The sequence below is a fragment of the Bradyrhizobium sp. USDA 3240 genome, from assembly GCF_054063295.1.
On the sequence record NZ_JBSSGD010000002.1, the window covers coordinates 2,091,215 to 2,110,270 of the forward strand.

Here is a 19,056-nt window from a genome sequence, read left to right on the forward strand (position 1 = left end):
CCCGGAATCACCCCCCTTGCGCGGCCGGGGTACGGATCTCGCGCGGCAGGATGATCGCGGCCGCGATCGCCAGCAGGCACAGCGCGGCAAAGGCGCGCAGCATCATCGAGAAGCCGCCCTGGTCGTACAGCCAGGCCACCAGGCCGACGGAGGCGCCCGCCGCGGTGAAGCCGACGAAATAGCGCACCGCGTAGGCGCGCGAGCGCCATTCCTCGGTGGTGTACTTGCCGACCATGGCATCGTTCACGGTGACCTGGCCGAATGCACCCATCACGATGCCGATCGAGACCACGATCAGCGGCAGGTTGGACAGGCTCGCCGCCAGATAGAGGAACGGCGCCAGCATGAACGACAGCGGCAGCGCCACCGTCTTCAGCGAGTGTCTGTCGAGCAGCTTGCCGATCGTGTACTGCGTCATCGCGCCGAACACATAGACCCCGGCCGCGATCACGCCGAGCAGCGCCGGGCTCCTGGTCAGATCGGCGAGCCGTTCGGCGAACAGTTTTGGCAGTGCCACCGTCACCGCGTTGAATGTGGTCGAGATCGCGATCACCACGATCAAGAGCGACAGCACCACGCGCCACATGTCCTCCTTGGCAACGCGCACCTGGGCTGCGGCCTGTTTGGAGCCCTTGCGGTCCTCATGCACCACCGTCATCGCAAACGCGATGCCGACCAGCACGGTGACCGTGCCGGGCACGATGAAGGCCCAGCGCCAGCCGAGATACTGGCCGATCACGCCGGTGACCAGCGCCGAGGAGGCGACGCCGAGATTGCCCCAGACGCCGTTGATCCCCATCTGGGCGCCGAGCTTCTCGGCATAGGACACGATCATCGCAGTGCCGACCGGATGGTAGATCGAGGCGAAGATGCCGATCGCGAGCAGCGCGGCGCCGAGTTGCAGCGGCGTCTGCACGAAGCCGACCGAGATCATCGACAGGCCGATGCCGACGAAGAAGATCACCATCATGTGGCGGCGGCTCCAGCGGTCGCCGAGCCAGCCGGTGATCAGCGAGCCGGCGCCGAAGGCGATGAAGCCCGGCGTCGCATAAGGCAGCAGCTCCGAATAGGCCATGCCGAGCGCCGGGCCCATGATGATGACCGCGGCGGCGAAAATCAGCATCGCATAGTGGTCGATGAAATGGCCGGCGTTGACGAAGCTGATCACCCGGCTTGGATTGTTGCTTGGGCTGTTCGTTGGGCTGCTCATGAGGCACGTCTCTCGCGCGATTCTTCAATTGCTCGAAAATAGGTTATAGATGCTTGTCCTGACGGGATGTCGCCAATGACTATCGCTGAGCCGCCAATAAGAGCCCTCCACAAGGACCGGCGCGTCACCGGCGATGGCGTGCACATGGTCGCGCGCAGCTACCAGAAGGGCGTCCGCCTCGACCCGCACATGCACCGCGAGGCGCAGCTGGTCTATGCCGCGAGCGGCACCATGCAGGTGACGACGCCGAAGGGCCGCTGGCTGGTGCCGCCGGACCGCGCGGTGTGGGTCCCGGCGCTGCTCCCCCACGCGATCGACGTGCTCGCCGATATCGAGATGCGCACGTTGTACTTTGACCGGGCCTGGCTCGCGGGCGAGAAGCGCAGTGACAGCCTCGGCCATGAATTCGTGGTGCGGGTGTCGCCGCTGGTGCACCAGGCGATCCTTGCGCTGTTCGACGCTTCATGCGGACGCGAGCGCACCGATCTCCTGATCAGGCTCGTGATGCTGGAACTGCACCAGGCCGAGGATTCCGCGACCTTCGTCCCGCTGCCGCAGGAGCCGCGCTGCCGCCGCGCCGCCGACATCGTGCTGGCCGATCCGACCAGGGACCACGAAATCGATGCGCTGGCGCGCACGGTCGGCACCTCGGCGCGGACACTCTCGCGCCTGTTCTCGGCTGAGACGCAACTGTCCTTCAAGAGCTGGTGCCAGCGCGCCCGCATCGCGGCCGCGATCGAACGCCTGTCGACCAGCGCAAACGTTTCGGTCAAGCAGGTCGCCTCCGACCTCGGTTATGCCAGCGTGCCGGCATTTTCCCATGCGTTCCGCCAGGTCACCGGCAAGACACCGACCGCGTTCGCGGAGAAAACGTGAACCCGATTGGTCACCGGCGACGAATTATACCGTTGTCGTCCTGCGACATATTTCCGTACGATCCATGCGCTTGACTGCAGTCCTCCCGACCTTAAATCCCGTGTAAGGTCCGGCTTCACTGAATACGACCCGCTGGATACGAACTGCCCATGGCCAACGCCTTCTTCTCCGACCTGCTCTCGACGATTTCCGAACGCGGCCGCGTCCTGCTCGGCCGCGCCAGCCCGGCCGACGACAAGCAGGATGCGTCCGAACTGCTGGAATTGTGCGAGGCGCTGCTGTCCGGCCGCGGCGAAGCCTCCGGCACCGCGATGGCGCGCGAAGTGCTCGACCGCTACCACCACCTCGATGCCGCCGGCCGCCTGTCGTTCTTCCAGACGCTGGCGCGCGATTTCGGCCCCGATCACGCCAGACTGGCGCAGGCGATCGAGAGCTGGCGCGCCAAGGCCAATGGCGACGACGCCAGCGACCTGCATTTCGCCTCCGAGCCGCGCCGCCAGGAATTGATCCGCCGGCTCAATCGCGCGCCGGGCGGCACCGGCGAGCTGGTGTCGATCCGCTCGGATCTGCTTTCATTGATGAAGGGCAACAAGGACCTCGCCGCGCTCGATCGCGACGTGGTGCATCTGCTCTCGTCCTGGTTCAACAGGGGATTCCTCGTGCTGCGCAGGATAGACTGGTCGTCGCCGGCCAATATTCTGGAAAAGATCATCCGCTATGAGGCCGTGCACGAGATCCGCGACTGGGACGATCTGCGCCGCCGCATCGATCCGGTGGACCGCCGCTGCTATGCGTTCTTCCATCCGGCGCTGGCCGACGAGCCGCTGATCTTCGTCGAGGTCGCGCTGACCGAAGCCATTCCGGGCGCGATCGCGCCGCTGCTTGCCGAAGAGCGCGAGCCGGTGCCGGTCGAGCGCGCCCGCACCGCGGTGTTCTATTCAATCTCCAACACCCAGCGCGGGCTCGGCGGCATCTCGTTCGGCAGCTTCCTGATCAAGCAGGTGGTGGAGGAACTGCGCCGCGAGTTGCCCAAGCTCGACAATTTCGTGACGCTGTCGCCGGTGCCGGGCTTCATGCAGTGGGTGAAGCAGGCCGATGACGTGCCGCTTACCGATGAAGACCGTCAGCTCCTGGAGAGCCTCGGCAAGCCCGACTGGTTCGAGAACGCCGAGCTCGCCACGCAGCTCCGCGCCGTGCTGGAGCCGCTCGCCGCCTACTACTTCCTGAAGGCGCGCACGCCGAAGGGACGGCAGATCGATTCGGTTGCGCGCTTCCATCTCGGCAACGGCGCGCGGCTGGAGCGGATCAACTGGCTCGGCGACCTCTCGCCGAAGGGCCTGCGCGAATCTGCTGGCGTCATGGTCAACTACCTCTACCGCCTCGACGACATCGAGAAGAACCACGAGGCCTACGCCAACACTGGCGAGGTGATCGCCTCGAGCGCGGTGAAGAAGCTGTTGAGGGGCGAAGGCCGGCGGCTGCTGGACATGCGGCTGGGGTAGCGAGACCCAGTTCCATCCCGTCATAGCCAGAGAGTGTTCGCATTCCAACACCGTCATCCTGGGAGACCGTGAATGTATGACGGTCGGTGACGCAACATACTCGATGTCGTCCCGGCGAAGGCCGGGACCCATAACCACCGAAGGTCATTGTTGCACGACGCTGGGGCCACAGCCTTTTCTAACAACTCACCCCTGTGATTATGGGTCCCGGCCTTCGCCGGGACGACGAGGGGAGAGATTACACTGCATCCCCGTCATCCTGAGGTGCGAGCGGAGCGAGCCTCGAAGGATGCACGGCCCGGCCGGTGGCCGTCGATCCTTCGAGACGCCGCTTCGCGGCTCCTCAGGGTGACGGGGCGACAGCGAAGTGACCGCATTCATCATGGCCGGCGCCTAAAACCTCGCCCTTGCCATCAGCTTCACCGTTCGCCCCTGCCCCGGTGAGATATTGTTGTTGCCGTCGGCGGAGGCCCAATAGCCCTTGTCGAAGATATTCTCGACATTGAGCTGAGCGCTCCAGGTCTCGTCGATCTTGGCATAGACCGCCGCGTCGAAGCGGAGGAAGCTCGGCAGCCGCACGGTGTCGTCGGACGAGGCGAAGGAATCGCCGAAATAGATCACGCCGAGCGCGGCCGCCCACATCGGCGTGAACTGATACTTATTCCACCAGGCAAACTGATTGTAAGGCACGAGCTGGACGCGGTTGCCGGGAACGACCGTCGGAGAGGTGGCGCCGGTGATCCTGGCATCGGTATAGGCATAGGCCAGCGACGACTGCCACTGCTCGGTGACATGGCCGGTCAGGCTCGCCTCAACGCCGCGGGTCAATGTGCTGCCCGAGGGGAAGAAGAAGCCGGGATTGTTGCCGTCGGCGATCGGCTGGTTGGTGCGGTTCAGATTGTAGACCGCGGTCGAGAACAACAGCTTCGGATTGACGTTCCACTTCATGCCGAGCTCGACATTCTCGAAGCGCTGCGGCTGCAGGATCAGCGTGCCGTCGGTCAGCGAGCTGAACTGGTCGCCCGAGGCCGGCAGATAGGAGATGCTGTAGGCGGTGTAGACCGACATCTGCTCGATCGGCTTGATGATCAGGGCGGCCTGCGGCGACACCAGATTGTCGACGCGGCCGCGATTGGTGTTGGTGTTCATGTCGGTCGCCGACATGTCGAAGCGATCGAACCGCGCGCCGGCGATAATCTGCACCGCGCGGGAAATCTCGATGGTGTCCCTGACATAGCCGGACTGGATGTTCAGCGCATAGCGGCTGTTCGAGTCCGGCGTGGTGACGCCGTCGGTGTTGGTGCCGGTGAAATGGTGAAGGAACGTCACCGCGCCGAAATAGGTCGGCCCGAACGGGTTCTGCACGATGGTGTTGGTGCCGTTCGGGAACACGCCGGTGTTGCGGATGTCGACGCCGCTCTGGCGGCCGAATTCAGTGCCGAAGCCGACGGTATGGAACAGCGGACCGGTCCAGGTCTTGTAGGTGAAATCGGTCTGGTTGAAGACGTTGTCGCGGTTGGTGGTGTGCTGATAGGCGCCGAGATTGACCGCGGTGTCCGCCGGGTTGACCGCGCCCGCGAGCGCGCCGCCGGTCGGATAGATGTTCTGGTAGAACTTCTGGTAGTCGGCGGCGATGGTGCCGTTGCGCACCGTCAATCCGTTCTCGAAATCGTGCTCGATGATGGCCATGCCGGTCTGCACCGTCGCCTGCGCGGTGTTCAGGCGCGGGCTGCCGAAGAAGGTCGAGAAGTCGCCATTCGGCGCGAACGGCGCCGTCGGGTTGAAGCGGGTCGCGCCGCCGGGCACACCCTGCGAGGGATTGCCGCGGTCGGCGGTGCGCTCGTCGTGGAAATACTCGTAGCTCAGCTTGATTTTGGTGTTGTCGTCGGGCTTCAGCGTCACCGTCGGATTGATGCCGTAGCGCTCGAGATGGTTGAAGTCGCGGAAGGCGTCGGCGCCCTCGTAGAACACGTTGAGCCTAGCTGCGACGTTCTCGTTGATCGCCTGCCCGGCATCGAGGGTGACGCGGCGATCGCCCCACGAGCCGGTCTGCGCCGTCGCCTCGTAGACGCGGTTGCCGTCGGCCTCCTTGAGCGTGCGGTTGAGCAGGCCGCCGCCGGCGCCGCGGCCGAAGGTCAGCGCGCTCGGCCCCTTCAGCACCTCGATGCTCTGGGCGTTGTACATGTCGCGGAAATACTGCACGTCGTCGCGGAAGCCGTTGACGAAGAAGTTGGCGCTGGAATCGACGCCGCGGATCACGAGCTCGTCGCGATTGCCCTCGCCCTGGTGCACGGCAACGCCGGGAACGTAGCGGGTGACGTCGGTGACGCCCTGGTAGTTCTGGTCGCGGATCTGCTCGCGCGTGATCACATTGAGCGATTGCGGGATGTTGACGATGGCGGTGTTGGTCCTGGTCGCAACCGATGTGCTGTTGGCGAAATAGCCTGATGTGCCGGTGCGGGCATCCTGCGATTCCGTGAACGGTTTTGCCGCGGCCGCAGGCTCGATCCGCCGCGCGGTCTGGGTGCGGCGGCCTCGCGCGGCCGTCGTGCTGCGCGATGTCGATGGCGCGCTGCGGCGGCGTTGCGCGGCCGGCGGCGTGATGGTCACCGGCGGCAGCGTCGAGGCGCCGGCTTGCGAGGGCGTCGATTGTGCCTGCGCGGGCGACGTTGCGAGCGGTACGCCGAGTGCGAGATAACTCGCCGTGAGCAGCGACAGCCTCGCGAGCAAAACAGCGCGACGGCTGGTTTGTGATCCTGATGTCATGACTCATCCCCAAGCAACTGTCGCCTTGCGTGAAGGCGATGCGCCGTCCTCTAGAGAGGTGAGGCGCGGTGCGTCCAGACGATGGGCTTCAGAAAATTTTTGCGTGAGGCCGGAATAAAATCGCGACGAAAGCGCGCAGGCGCTGCGCGGAGCGCGCGCAGGGTTGGAAAAGTCAAGGATGCAAATGGTTTCTGTCGGCTTCCGGATTTGCGCCGGGAAACGAAGAACGGCGCTCACGCGCCGTGCTTCTTGTAGGAATTCCAGATTGTACCGGTTCTAAAACGACCTTTGATGCGCAGCCGCGTCACGCGGTGGCGGACCGCGGACGCAGCCCCGTCGGCAGATACACCTCGAGCAAGGCGGCGATCGCACGCTCGTTGCGATGGTAGAGCAAGCCTGCGGCGATCACGGCGATTCCGATCAGCGACAGCGAGAACGGAAACCACAGTGAATCCTTGAAGACGACGTCGGCGAGATGTCCGAGATAGATGCAGATGCCGAACGCGCCGAACACCGCATAGGCGCGCCGCATCAGGATCACCGCAATCGCGACCAGACCGACGTTGAGCAGGCAATAGACCGCTTTCGAGAGTTCGGTTGAACCTTCCGACGCGGTAATGCCGCCCCAGAACGCCATCAGGCCGAACAGATGCAGCCAGAACGCAAAGTCACCGTTGCGGCTGCGATAGTCGACGATCCAGGCCACCGCGAGCACGGCCAATCCGAACCACACCGACACCCGGCGCCGCGTCTCGAAATCGGCATAATTCGTGCCGCTGAACCACGGCGCCAGATCCATCGACATGAACCACAGCGCGAACGCAATGATCGCGACGATGAAGGCGAAGCGAAAATAGCGCAGCGCGACGACGCCGGCGACGACGGTCGCGATCTCCATGAAGATCCAGCTGCCCTTCACCCAGATGTAGAAGTCCTGCACGGTTCCCGGCTTGCCGAACTTGCCCCACCAGCCGAGCTCGTCCTGGATGCCGTAGACCGCAAGCGGCGCCATCGAGACCGCGATCGCGATCATCAAGCCGCCGGGAACCCGCAAATTCTTGCCGTACCAGAGGTGGTGACCGGCCACGGCGAAGGCGGTGGCGTAGGCGATCGCGCAGGCCGTCAGCGCCCGGCCGCCCATTTGCGTGAAGGCCAGGGTCGAGAGCAGGCCCATGGCGCCGATCACGATCAGCGCGCCGGCGTACCAGAGCACATGGGCGGCATCGAACCTGGCCGCCGGGCTTGCGTCGCCCACCGCGCCTTGCCCGTCATGGCTCGCCAGGAAGGCGAGAAGCCGATCCAGATCAGCGGCGCTGATCACCCCGGCATCGGCGGCGTCCCGGAGATTCTTCGCTGAATATGGCATGCGGTAATCCTCATGTCCGGTTGGGGCGCCTCCCCGGGGATCCGCGGAAGACGCCACTCCCGTATGAGTATATCGGAACGTGAGCAACGTTCAATATTTTATTGAGCAACGCTCAAAATATTTCGCAAGCGGACTCGAGCCTGCCGGGCTGGCCGGACGAGCGCCGCTTACGCCGCCAGCGCCTTCATTTCCGAATAGAGATCCGACTTGCCCTCGAAACCGATGCCGGGGAGATCGGGCATGACGATGTGGCCGCCCTCGACGCGCACGCCGTCCGGGAACCCGCCATAGGGCTGGAACAGGTCGGGATAGCTCTCATTGCCGCCGAGGCCGAGGCCGGCCGCGATGTTGAGCGACATCTGGTGGCCGCCATGCGGGATGCAGCGGCTCGGCGACCAGCCGTGGGTCTTCAGCACCGCGAGCGTGCGCTGATATTCGCAGAGCCCGTAGGACAGCGCGCAGTCGAATTGCAGCCAATCACGATCCGGCCGCATGCCGCCGTAGCGGATCAGGTTCCGCGCATCCTGGTGGCTGAACAGGTTCTCGCCGGTCGCCATCGCGCCCGGATAGAACTCGGCCAGCGCAGCCTGCAACGCATAGTCGAGCGGATCGCCGGCTTCCTCGTACCAGAACAGCGGATACTCCCGCAGCATCTTGGCATAGGCGATCGCTGTCTCCAGATCGAAGCGGCCGTTGGCGTCGACCGCGAGCTGCGCCTCGCGGCCGATCTCCTTCAGCACCGCCTCGATGCGTTCGCGATCCTCGGCGAGCGGCGCGCCGCCGATCTTCATCTTCACGACGTTGTAGCCGCGGTCGAGATAGCCGCGCATCTCCTTGCGCAATGCGCCGAGGTCCTTGCCCGGATAGTAGTAGCCGCCGGCGGCATAGACGAAGACGCGCGGATTGGCGGTCAGGCCATGACGCTCGGCAAGCAGCCGGAACAAAGGCTTGCCCGCGATCTTCGCCACCGCGTCCCACACCGCCATGTCGATGGTGCCGACCGCGACCGAACGCTCACCATGGCCGCCCGGCTTCTCGTTCGACATCAGCGTCGACCAGACCTTGTCCGGATCGAGGTTGGTGCCATCAGCATCGAGCAGCGATTTCGGATCGGCCTCGAGCAGCCGCGGCGCAAAGCGCTCGCGGATCAGCCCGCCCTGCCCGTAACGTCCGTTGGAATTGAAGCCGTAGCCGACCACCCGCCTGCCGTCGCGCACCACATCGGTGACCACGGCGACCAGGCTCGTGGTCATCTTGGTGAAGTCGATATAGGCGTTGCGGATCGGCGAGGAGATCGGCTTTGTGACCTCGCGAACGTCGACGATGCGGACGGACATGGTGCTGCTTTCAGAGTTGCTAGGCGCGTCATTCCGGGGCGATGCGAAGCATCGAACCCGGAATCTCGAGATTCCGGGTCTGGTCCTGACGGACCATCCCGGAATGACGGTCAGGATGGTTTCTTATCCCGGAAATACGGCTCGACCGGCCCGTGCACCTTGATGGTCAGCGGATTGCCGTAACGGTCCTTGGCGTTGCCGGCGGTGACCCGCACCCAGCCTTCGCTGATGCAGTACTCCTCGACATTGGTCTTCTCGGCACCCTTGAACCGGATGCCGACGTCACGCGACAGGATCGCCTCGTTGTAATAGGGGCTTTTCGGATCGATCGAGAGACGGTCCGGAAATTGATCGTTGGTGGTGTCGTTGTCGTCGCTCATAGCAGCGCCTCGATTTCCTTCTTCAATCCTTCGGGCCGGGCAGTCGGCGCATGCCGCGCCACGACCTTGCCGGTGCGATCGACCAGAAACTTGGTGAAGTTCCATTTGATCGCCGGCCCGAGCAGGCCCGACTTCTCACGTTTCAGGTGCTCATACAATGGATGCGCGCCTGAGCCATTGACGTCGATCTTGGCGAACATCGGAAACGTCACGGCGTAGTTGGTCTCGCAGAACGTGGCGATCTGCTTCGCATCGCCCGGCTCCTGCGCGCCGAACTGGTTGCAGGGAAAGCCGAGCACGGCAAAGCCGCGCGGCGAGAGACCGGCGTGCAGCTCCTGCAGGCCCTTGTATTGCGGCGTGAACCCGCAGGCGCTCGCCGTGTTCACGATCAGCAGCACCTGCCCCTCGAACCGCTGCAGCGGCACCTCGTCGCCGACCAGCGACTTTGCGGTGAAATCGTAGACGGTCGCCATTTTAAATCACCGGATCGATCGGCGCCGACGGCGTGCCGCCGGCTTCCACCGCCTCGCCCGCGGCAAGGCAGAGATCCTCGCGATAGCGCCCGGCCACCAGCTGCACGCCGACCGGAATCCGCCCGACGAGCCCCGTGGAGACGACAAGCCCGGGAAGCCCCATGAACGGGATCGCGATCTGCGGCAGCTGCGCGTGCCACACCCGCGCGAACGACGCCTCGTCCTTGCGATCGAGATGATCGGGGAACGGCAGTTCGCCGGAGACCGGCATCAGCAGCACCGGATATTTGTCGAGGAAGGCAAACCATTCGCGGGTCAGGGTCGCACGGCGGGTCAGCGCCTGCGACAGGTCGAACGGATGTACTTTCGAGCGGACGCCGCGCAGGCAGGCCAGCGCGCCGGGATCGCCCTCGCGCTCGGCGAACGCAAGCTGGGCCTCGTAGCCGTCACCGAGCCAGAGCCGGGTCTGGATCTCGGCCGCTTCGCGCAACGACGGCGTGTCGGCGATCTCCTCGACGATCCAGCCAGCCGCGCGCAAGCGCTTGCCAGCATCGGCCACCGCGGCGACCACTTCCGGCACCGGGTTGAGGCCATCGGGATTGAGGCACATCGCAACGCGCTTCTCGCGCGGCGGTCCCTCGAGCGGCACCGGCGCGTACCAGGGATCGCGATAGTCGGGCGCCGACATCGCCGCGAGCGAGATGCGCAGATCGTTGACGGTGCGCGCCAGCGGGCCCGACACCGCGCTGATCTGCGGGCCGATCGGACGCTCCGGCAAAGCCGCGTTGAAGGCGGGGATGCGGCCCAGGCTCGGCCGCAGGCCGTGCACGCCGCAGGCATAGGCCGGATAGCGGACCGAGCCTGCGATATCGGTGCCATGCGCAATGTGGCCGATGCCGGCCGCGACCGCGGAGCCCGCGCCGCCCGACGAGCCGCCCGGCGTGATGCCGGGATCGCGCGGGTTCTTGGTGTCGCCGTGAATGAGATTGGTGGTGAACCAGCGATAGGAGACCGCCGGACAATTGGTGCGGCCGAGCAGCACCGCGCCGGCCTTGCGCAGGTTGGCGACTACCGGATTGTCGACCTTGGCGATGAGGTCGCGCTGCGCCTTCAGCCCGTTGGTGGTGGCGTAGCCCTCCTGGTCGACATTGACCTTGATCGTGATTGGCACGCCGGCCAGCGGCCCGACCGCCTCACCGCGCGCAATGGCCCCATCGATCTTGGCGGCCTGTGCCAGCACGTCGTCCGGCCGGTGATCGACCACCGCGTTGATCTTGGGGTTGACCGCGTCGAGCCGGGCGAGCCCGGCCTCGGCCGCCTCCTTCGCCGATACCTTCTTGGATTTGATAAGGGAGGCGAGTTCAGCCGCCGACAGACGCCAAAGATCCTGCATGTGCTACTCCGTATGACGGAGGCGTTTTAGCGCCGCACGAAGGCCAAGACCAGCCGCCTGCCGCCCGATGTTTCAGCGGACATGCGCGATGTAATAGGCAAGGTCGCCGATCTGCTCCTTGGTGACCGTCTGCATCACGTCCGCCATGGTGGCGTCGTAGCCGTGGCGGCTGTTGTCCTTGTATTCGGCCAGCGTCTTGGCGAGGTAATCCTCGCGCTGGTTGGCGATGCGGGGGACGTTCTCCTTGCCCGAAAAATCGGTGTTGTGGCAGGTGTTGCAGCGGTTCTGCTGCGCCAGCGCCTGGCCACGCGCCATCCGCGCCGGATCGCCGGCCTCCGCGGGCGGCGCAGGCTTCGGCAAGGTAGCGATGAAATCCGAGAAGGTGCGCAAATCGTCGTCGGTCATCGACTTCGCGATCTCGTTCATCGGGTCGAATACCCGCAGTTTCTCGCGAAACATGAAGAGCTGGATCAGCGCATAGGGCGCCTGCTGGCCGCCGAGCGAGGGCGTGTTCTCGGTTTCCGACGTGCCATGCTCGCCATGGCAGGCAAAGCACGCGACAGTGCGTGCCTGGATGGTCTCGGCGTTTGCGGAGAATGCGATGAATGCAAACAAGAGCGCTGGAATCATGATCTTACGCATCGGTCGCTCCTGCCAATTCCGTCATTCCGGGGCGCCCGAAGGGCGAACCCTCAGGTGCGCAATTGCGCACCGAGAATCTCGAGACTCCGGGTCTGGTGCTGCGCACCAGCCCGGAATGACACTGTTGTCGTTACTGGTTGGCGACCTTCGGCTTGCCGTAGCTGATGCGATAGACCGCGCCGTTCCAGTCGTCGGAGACCAGCAGCGAGCCATCCTTCAGCAGCATCACGTCGACCGGGCGGCCGACATACTTGTTGTCCTCGAGGAAGCCGGTCAGGAACGGCTCCATCGACTTCACGGTGCCGTCCTTGTTCAGCTTGACGACGACGACGTCACCGCCCTGCTTCTGCGACTTGTTCCAGGAGCCGTGACGCGCGACGAAGATCGCGTTCTTGTAGGTCTTCGGGAACATGCTTCCGGTGTAGAAGCGCATGCCGAGCGAGGCGGTGTGCGGACCCATCAGGCCCACCGGCGCGGTGTAGTCCTTGCAGGACTTACCCCAGCCGAGCTCCTGGTCGATGATGTTGCCCTGGTAGCAGAACGGCGCGCCGAAATCCTCGCCCGCCTTGGTGACGCGGTTGAGCTCGTCCTCCGGCACAGTCTCCGACAACCAGTCGCGGCCATTGTCGGTAAAGTACATCTGCTTGGTCTCGGGATTCCAGTCGAAGCCGACCGAGTTGCGCACGCCGAGCGCGTAGACCTCGGCGCCGGAGCCGTCGAGATTCATGCGGCGGATCTGGCCGTGGTCGGCGTCATGCAGCACGTTGTTGCCGGGCTGGCCGACCGGGACATAGAGCTTGTTGTCCGGACCGATGGCGATGAATTTCCAGCCATGCGCCTCGTCCTTCGGCAGCTTGTCGTAGATGACGGTCGGCTTCGGCGGGTTGTCCAGATTGTCCTCGATCTTGTCGATCTTGGAGACCTTCGACAGCTCGGCGATGTAGAGCGTGCCGTCCTTGAAGGCGACGCCGTTCGGACGGTAGAGGCCGGAGGCGATCACCTTGACCGAGCGTTTGCCGTCCTTGTTGACGATCGCATAGACCTTGTCGACGAGCCGGCTGCCGACGAACACGGTGCCCTTGTCGCCGAGCGCCAGTGAACGCGCATTGGCCATGCCGGCGGCATAGACCTCGACATTGAAGCCGGCCGGCACTTTGAGCTTGGCGAGCGGCAGCTTGTCGGGCGCGGACGGCAGCGGCGGCGGCGCCACCGGCGCGAGCTTGGCGGCGGCTTCATTGTCCGGACGCCCGATCATGGGCGAGCCCGGCGGCAGCGGCTGGGCGGCCGGTGCGGCACCTGCGGCCGGCGCGGCCGCCGGCTGTTGCGCCGCAGCAGAGAGCGTGAACGCTCCCAGCATGGCCCCCGCGAGCAGCAGGCTGCGCGGAGCGAACGAGTGTTTTTTCATGATGATCTCCCCTGGGTGGAAGCCGTCGTTGATTGCGCCATTGACGTCGGCCGGCGCTATTCGGCTTTCCGTTCATAGTCTTGCGAATTTGTCCGGACAATTGCAATCGGAAACATGCTGACATCGGCCAACGCATGGTTGTGGCCACGAGACCGTGTCGGTGTGCCTCTGTCTCGGTGTCTCTCAGTGCCTTGTCATCGAGTGATCCGGGCGATCGAGAATCGCCTCGGTGAATGGAAACTCCAGCACGATCTCGCCCTCGTCGTCGGTCACCTCGATCACCGCGCTGAGCAGCGCGCCGTCGGCCCCCTCGGTCTTCAGCAGTTCGCGAATCATCGCCCGCGCCATCTCCCACGCGCGATCCGGGTCGCGCAGGATTTCGCCGTCGGGGTCGGAGATCAGCTCGTCGCCGATACGGGTATTGAAGAAATAGCGTGGCATCGGCAGAACTCGGCTCGGTTAGTCGCGTCCCGTCACCGGGAAGCACAGAATCGTCATCAGGACCTTCGGAGGATCACGTGGCCCCCACTCTTAGTCCAAGATCACCATTCACCGTGTGGCGAACAACAGTAAAAAGGTCTGATGCCACCGGGTTTTGACCGGAAATGCGCGCACAAATTTGTGAGTGGGCCGGATTTCTTCCCGCAGTGCAGCATGCGCTTCCGCAGGGCAGCTTGCGAAAAATTTAAGTGGCGAACTTTTCGAACCGCAGTAGTTTAACTGTAGGGCGGAAAGTTCGTCCGGTTGCAACAAGGAGAGCCTAATGGCCTGGAAAGCACCGAAGATCGTCGAAGTGTCGGTCGGCATGGAAATCAACATGTATATGTGCGCCACCAGCAAGTAAGCGGCAGCGCTCTATACACGTTTAGCGTTTTAGCGCAGGTGGACATCCGGGCGTAACGCGCTCCCGAGCATGGGGCTGTGTTCCAAGCCGGGGTCCACCTCGTAACGTTTCTGGGTCCAGGTTATTGGGCCGAGTTGATGGGTCCGAGTTAAACGTCTCCAGGGGACGGATCATGCTTCGTGTCGTCGTCCTGGGTGCCGCGGCGGGTGGCGGCGTTCCGCAGTGGAACTGCGGCTGTGCCGTCTGCAGGACGGCGCGAAGCGACCATCCCGAATCGCAGAGCACGCAAGCCTCGATCGCCGTCAGCGGCGATGGCGCGCACTGGTTCCTGGTCAACGCTTCCCCGGATCTGCGCCAACAGCTGATCGCGACGCCGCAGTTGCATCCGAAGCAAGGCGCGTTGCGCCACAGCCCGATCGCGGGCGTCATCCTCACCAATGGCGAGATCGATGCCGTCGCCGGACTGCTGTCGATGCGCGAGGGCTCGCCGTTTGCGATCTACGCCCATGAGCGGGTGTTGGCGATCCTGCGCGCGAACAGCATCTTCAACGTGCTGAGCGAGAAGAACGTTGCCCGCCGGCCGATCGCGGTCGACCAGCCCTTCGAGCCGGCCCTGCCCGACGGATCGCCGTCCGGTCTCGAGGTGCTGCCGTTCGAGGTTCCCGGCAAGGGCGCCTGGTATCTCGAGGGCAAGGCGCACCCGGCGGGCGCCGACGGCGTCGGCGATACGCTCGGCCTGCGTATTGCGGACAAGCGCAGCGGCAAATACTTCTACTTCCTGGCCGCCTGCGCCCGGGTGACCGACGACCTGAAATTGCGGCTCAAGGGCGCGCCGCTGGTGTTCTTCGACGGCACGGTGTGGCGCGACGACGAACTGATCGCAGCGGGGCTTGGCAACAAGACCGGCCAGGGCATGGGACATATCGCGATGTCGGGCGATCAGGGCGCGATCGCAAGCCTCGCCGGGCTCGACATCGGACGAAAAATGTTTTTGCATATCAACAACTCCAACCCGGCGCTGCTTGGGACCTCGGCCGAACGCAAGGCGGCCGAACAGGCGGGCTGGCAGATTCCCTCCGACGGAACGGAGATCGTGCTGTGAATGCCGTGCCTACCTCTGGAATGACCGCGCTCTCGATCGGCAAGGGCATTACGCTCGACAGTGCCGAGGCGATGGAATCCGTGCTGCGCACGATCGGCGCGACGCGCTATCACAGCCTGCATCCGTTCCACCGCCTGCTGCACGGCGGCAAGCTCAACAAGGGCCAGGTTCAGGCCTGGGCGCTGAACCGCTATTACTACCAGAGCACGATCCCGCTGAAGGACGCGATGGTGATCTCGCGCTTCCGCGACCGCAACACACGGATCGAATGGCGCCACCGCATCGAGGATCACGACGGCGATCTCGGCAACGAGGGCGGCATCGAGCGCTGGCTGAAGCTGACCGAAGGCCTCGGCCTCGACACGGCCTATGTCGAGTCCACCGAAGGCATCCTGCCGGCGACGCGCTTTGCCGTGGAAGCCTATGTGCATTTCTGCCGCGACCGCACGCCGCTGGAAGCGATTGCCTCCTCGCTCACCGAATTGTTCGCGCCGAACCTGCACGAGGAGCGCATCTCGGGGATGTTGAAGCACTACGACTTCGTCAATCCCGACATCATGAGCTATTTCAGCCGCCGACTGACCCAGGCGCCGCGCGACGCCGGCTTTGCGCTCGACTACGTCAAGCAGCACGCCAAGACGCCCGCCGAACGCGAGGCGGTCTGCAACGCGCTGATCTTCAAGACCAATGTGCTGTGGGTGCAGCTCGACGCGCTGTATCACGCCTACGTCGATGGCCAGATCCCGCCCGGCGCCTTCGTGCCGAAAACCAGCTAGAGACGTAACATGGCCAGCCGCAACATCAGCGTCAGCGAGACCAGCCGGCCGAAACTGCCGCGCCACACCAAGCTGAAATTCGACGAGACGCGGCAGGTGTGGGTGATCCTGGCGCCGGAGCGCGTGCTGGCGCCGGACGAAATCGCGGTCGAGGTGCTGCAACTCTGCGACGGCGTGCGCAGCGTCGCCGAGATGGTGGACCAGCTCGCCGAAAAATACGCCGCGCCGCGCGATGCGATCGCGACCGACGTGATCGCGATGCTGCAGGATCTGGCCGACAAGGGCTTTCTCACTGAAGCGCGCGAGAGCACAGCATGAGTGACACGCTCGCCGGCAACAAGACGACGACAGCCGGCCCGACCGACGGGCTCGCGGTGCTCGAGCAGACGCGCTCGGCGGCCGAGACCTACGGCATCCCGCTCGCGGTGCTGCTCGAGATCACCCACCGCTGCCCGCTGCAATGTCCGTATTGCTCGAACCCGGTCGAGCTCGACCGCGGCTCGACCGAGCTCACCACCGAGGAATGGAAGAAGGTGCTGAGCGAGCTTGCCGAGCTCGGGGTGCTGCAAGTTCATTTCTCCGGCGGTGAGCCGACCGCGCGCAAGGACATCGTCGAGCTGGTGCAGCACGCGACCGATGTCGGGCTGTATTCCAACCTGATCACCTCGGCGGTGCTGCTGACGAAGGACAAGCTGTCGGCGCTGGCCGATGCCGGCCTCAGCCATGTGCAGATCAGCTTCCAGGGCAACGAACCCATGGTTGCCGATCGCGTTGCGGGCCTCAAGGACGCGCATCGCAAGAAGCTCGAAGTCGCGAAATGGACCCGCGAGCTCGACATGCCGCTCACGGTGAATGCCGTGATGCATCGGCAGAACCTGCATCAGCTGTCCGACATCATCCAGATGGCGGTTGACCTCGACGCCGACCGGCTCGAGGTCGCCAACGTGCAGTATTACGGCTGGGCGCTGAAGAACCGTGCGGCGCTGATGCCGACCATCGCGCAGATCGAGGAGACCAGCCGTATCGTCGAGGAAGCGCAGGTACGCCTGAAGGGCACGCTCGCGATCGACTATGTGGTGCCGGACTATTACGCGCTGCGGCCGAAGAAATGCATGGGCGGCTGGGGCCGTCAGTTCTTCAACATCTCGCCGGCCGGCAAGGTGCTGCCGTGCCACGCCGCCGAGAGCATCACCGGACTGGAATTCGAGTCGGTGCGCTCGAACCATTCGATCGCCTGGATCTGGAAGAACTCGGAGGCCTTCAACCGCTATCGCGGCACCGGCTGGATGCCGGAGCCGTGCAAGTCCTGCGAATTCCGCGAGGACGATTTCGGCGGGTGCCGGTGCCAGGCCTTTGCGCTGACCGGCGATGCCGGCAACACCGACCCGGCCTGCGCGCTGTCGCCGCGGCATGAGGAGATCTTCAAGCAGGCCGAGCAGGAATCCGCCGGAACGCAGAACCGTTTCCTCTACCGCAACTTCGCCGGCGGCACGCTGGAGACCGAAGCCCCCCAGGAAAAAATCAATGGCGCCTGACGCCGATGCCGGCAAGGCCGCAAGGCGCGCCGATCCGTTCGCTCCGCTGACATCGGAATGGCTCGATGTCGGCGATGGCCACGAACTCCATGTCGAAAGCGTCGGGTCCGAGGGCGGCATCCCCGCGGTCTATCTGCATGGCGGCCCTGGCAGCGGCTGCCAGCCCGATCATCGCCGGCTGTTCGATCCCGAGCGCTTTCACGCCGTGCTGTTCGACCAGCGCGGCTGCGGCCGCAGCCGGCCGAAGGGCAGCCGCGACCACAACACGACGCAACATCTGATCGCCGATCTGGAAAAGATCCGCGAGCGTTTCGGCTTCGCGCGCTGGATGGTGGTCGGCGGCTCCTGGGGCGCGACGCTGGCCTTAGCCTATGCGCAAGCCCACCCTGACAGGGTCAGCGGACTGGTGCTGCGCGCGACGTTTCTCGGCACCCGCGAAGAGCTGGAAGACGTCTTCCTGCGTGCCCTGCCGCGCTTCTATCCCGGCCTCTCGGAGGATTTTCTCAACTTCCTGCCCGAGAACGAGCGTGCCGCACCGCTTGCGGCTTATTACCGCCGCATCCTCGATCCTGATGTGGCCGTGCATGGACCGGCCGCGCGGGCCTGGCACGACACCGAACGCACGCTGTCGGAGCACACGCCGAAGCAGACCCGGCTCGATCTCAAGGCATCAGGCGCCCTGCCCTCGACGCCGTTCATGGAGGCGCACTACTTCGCCAACAATTGCTTCATGCGGCCGCACCAACTGATGGACGAGGCCAATAAGCTCGCCGGCATTCCCGGCATCCTGGTGCAGGGCCGCTACGATCTGCTGTGCCCGCCCGCCACCTCGCACGCGCTCGCCGCGCGCTGGCCGGGCAGCGAGGTCCGCATCATCGATGGCGCCGGCCACATCCTCTACGATCCCGGCATCCGCAACGCCGTGATGAAGGCGATCGCGGATTTGGCGGCGAAGGCGAGATGAGATTTGGCCAGATAGCGGTCGCGATAACACGGCATTAAGCGGAGCCACTATTGGACACCTTCTTTGCCATATGGTTCGCGGTCGGATGGATGGTTTTTGCGTTGACCCTGCTAAGGATGCTTTGGGCGGCCTTTCAGGCAGGCGACCTGAAAGTGTCTTCATATCTGGGCGGCACTTTTTTGCTGGCCGACTACAACCGCAGACATCTTCGTATTCTTCTTTGCGCTTTCGCTTGGTGCTTGATCGGCGTTTTCCTCTACGATGTGATCTTCAGCGTAATATATCCCGACGGAAGGATTCGAGCGGCGGCAAATAGGACTCAGATCCTTCAGATTTGATGCCGGCGAAGATGCGCTCGAGGCTGGCCTGCTCTCCCCGCCGGGGCGAGGTGAACCTTCGATGCCGCCCAGCTCAACCTAATCTCATCATGCTTTGGCGGTCAGCGCAGATAGTCGAGGTTATGGAACAGGGTCTGCCGCGACCTG

At 64.4% G+C, this 19,056-nt stretch carries 19 protein-coding genes; 9 read left to right on the top strand and 10 right to left on the bottom strand.

Annotated features, from left to right (window positions below; genetic code table 11):
• Positions 1-7 precede the first annotated feature (7 nt).
• Entirely contained in the window at positions 8-1,210 is a 1,203-nt protein-coding gene (locus ACVIGA_RS10740; RefSeq protein ID WP_456666354.1) for an MFS transporter, read from the bottom strand.
• Positions 1,211-1,285: 75 nt separating this feature from the next.
• Here ACVIGA_RS10740 and ACVIGA_RS10745 point away from each other — a divergent pair, with 75 nt between their 5' ends.
• Together ACVIGA_RS10745 and ACVIGA_RS10750 are read left to right on the top strand one after the other, a co-directional pair.
• Positions 1,286-2,086, top strand: coding sequence for a helix-turn-helix domain-containing protein (locus ACVIGA_RS10745; RefSeq protein ID WP_456666355.1), 801 nt, complete (start codon positions 1,286-1,288; stop codon positions 2,084-2,086).
• A gap of 149 nt (positions 2,087-2,235) precedes the next feature.
• Positions 2,236-3,588, top strand: coding sequence for a malonyl-CoA decarboxylase (locus ACVIGA_RS10750; protein ID WP_456666356.1), 1,353 nt, complete (start codon positions 2,236-2,238; stop codon positions 3,586-3,588).
• 393 nt (positions 3,589-3,981) lie between these two features.
• On the opposite strand, the gene ACVIGA_RS10755 is transcribed toward ACVIGA_RS10750, so the two are convergent.
• The 9 genes from ACVIGA_RS10755 to ACVIGA_RS10795 form a co-directional block, all read right to left on the bottom strand.
• On the bottom strand, positions 3,982-6,354 hold the full coding sequence (locus ACVIGA_RS10755; RefSeq protein WP_456666357.1) for a TonB-dependent siderophore receptor: 2,373 nt from the start codon (positions 6,352-6,354) through the stop codon (positions 3,982-3,984).
• A 304-nt stretch (positions 6,355-6,658) separates the two neighbouring features.
• Positions 6,659-7,720, bottom strand: coding sequence for a hypothetical protein (locus ACVIGA_RS10760; RefSeq protein WP_456666358.1), 1,062 nt, complete (start codon positions 7,718-7,720; stop codon positions 6,659-6,661).
• 167 nt (positions 7,721-7,887) lie between these two features.
• The gene (locus ACVIGA_RS10765; protein WP_456666359.1) at positions 7,888-9,057 is read right to left on the bottom strand and encodes a mandelate racemase/muconate lactonizing enzyme family protein; all 1,170 of its coding nucleotides are present in this window, start codon (positions 9,055-9,057) and stop codon (positions 7,888-7,890) included.
• A gap of 110 nt (positions 9,058-9,167) precedes the next feature.
• Complete coding sequence (locus ACVIGA_RS10770) at positions 9,168-9,437, bottom strand: DUF3297 family protein (protein WP_456666360.1); 270 nt, start codon at positions 9,435-9,437, stop codon at positions 9,168-9,170.
• Positions 9,434-9,910, bottom strand: a complete 477-nt coding sequence (locus tag ACVIGA_RS10775; protein WP_375776270.1) for a glutathione peroxidase — start codon at positions 9,908-9,910, stop codon at positions 9,434-9,436. The genes ACVIGA_RS10770 and ACVIGA_RS10775 overlap by 4 nt, the downstream gene beginning before the upstream one ends.
• 1 nt (position 9,911) lies before the next feature.
• Positions 9,912-11,303 (bottom strand): amidase family protein, encoded by a 1,392-nt coding sequence (locus ACVIGA_RS10780; protein WP_456666361.1) that lies wholly within the window; start codon positions 11,301-11,303, stop codon positions 9,912-9,914.
• A gap of 72 nt (positions 11,304-11,375) precedes the next feature.
• The gene (locus ACVIGA_RS10785) at positions 11,376-11,945 is read right to left on the bottom strand and encodes a c-type cytochrome (RefSeq protein WP_456666362.1); all 570 of its coding nucleotides are present in this window, start codon (positions 11,943-11,945) and stop codon (positions 11,376-11,378) included.
• Positions 11,946-12,075: 130 nt separating this feature from the next.
• Complete coding sequence (locus ACVIGA_RS10790) at positions 12,076-13,350, bottom strand: PQQ-dependent sugar dehydrogenase (RefSeq protein WP_456666363.1); 1,275 nt, start codon at positions 13,348-13,350, stop codon at positions 12,076-12,078.
• A 183-nt stretch (positions 13,351-13,533) separates the two neighbouring features.
• The gene (locus ACVIGA_RS10795) at positions 13,534-13,791 is read right to left on the bottom strand and encodes a DUF6894 family protein (protein WP_021080047.1); all 258 of its coding nucleotides are present in this window, start codon (positions 13,789-13,791) and stop codon (positions 13,534-13,536) included.
• A gap of 322 nt (positions 13,792-14,113) precedes the next feature.
• Between ACVIGA_RS10795 and pqqA the strand changes: the two genes are divergently transcribed.
• The 7 genes from pqqA to ACVIGA_RS10830 all read left to right on the top strand — a co-directional run bounded on the left by pqqA (position 14,114) and on the right by ACVIGA_RS10830 (position 18,909).
• Positions 14,114-14,194 carry a pyrroloquinoline quinone precursor peptide PqqA gene (pqqA, locus tag ACVIGA_RS10800; RefSeq protein ID WP_456670783.1) on the top strand — a complete coding sequence of 27 codons (81 nt, stop codon included), beginning with the start codon at positions 14,114-14,116 and terminating at the stop codon, positions 14,192-14,194.
• 172 nt (positions 14,195-14,366) lie between these two features.
• Positions 14,367-15,296 (top strand): pyrroloquinoline quinone biosynthesis protein PqqB, encoded by a 930-nt coding sequence (gene pqqB / locus ACVIGA_RS10805; RefSeq protein ID WP_456666364.1) that lies wholly within the window; start codon positions 14,367-14,369, stop codon positions 15,294-15,296.
• A gap of 20 nt (positions 15,297-15,316) precedes the next feature.
• Positions 15,317-16,072, top strand: a complete 756-nt coding sequence (gene pqqC, locus ACVIGA_RS10810; RefSeq protein ID WP_374708074.1) for a pyrroloquinoline-quinone synthase PqqC — start codon at positions 15,317-15,319, stop codon at positions 16,070-16,072.
• A gap of 9 nt (positions 16,073-16,081) precedes the next feature.
• Entirely contained in the window at positions 16,082-16,390 is a 309-nt protein-coding gene (gene pqqD, locus ACVIGA_RS10815; RefSeq protein ID WP_223975246.1) for a pyrroloquinoline quinone biosynthesis peptide chaperone PqqD, read from the top strand.
• The gene (gene pqqE, locus ACVIGA_RS10820; RefSeq protein WP_456666365.1) at positions 16,387-17,607 is read left to right on the top strand and encodes a pyrroloquinoline quinone biosynthesis protein PqqE; all 1,221 of its coding nucleotides are present in this window, start codon (positions 16,387-16,389) and stop codon (positions 17,605-17,607) included. The genes pqqD and pqqE overlap by 4 nt, the downstream gene beginning before the upstream one ends.
• Positions 17,597-18,571 carry a prolyl aminopeptidase gene (gene pip, locus ACVIGA_RS10825; protein WP_456666366.1) on the top strand — a complete coding sequence of 325 codons (975 nt, stop codon included), beginning with the start codon at positions 17,597-17,599 and terminating at the stop codon, positions 18,569-18,571. The genes pqqE and pip overlap by 11 nt, the downstream gene beginning before the upstream one ends.
• Before the next feature lie 50 nt (positions 18,572-18,621).
• Positions 18,622-18,909, top strand: a complete 288-nt coding sequence (locus tag ACVIGA_RS10830) for a hypothetical protein (RefSeq protein ID WP_456666367.1) — start codon at positions 18,622-18,624, stop codon at positions 18,907-18,909.
• Positions 18,910-19,056: the final 147 nt, after the last annotated feature.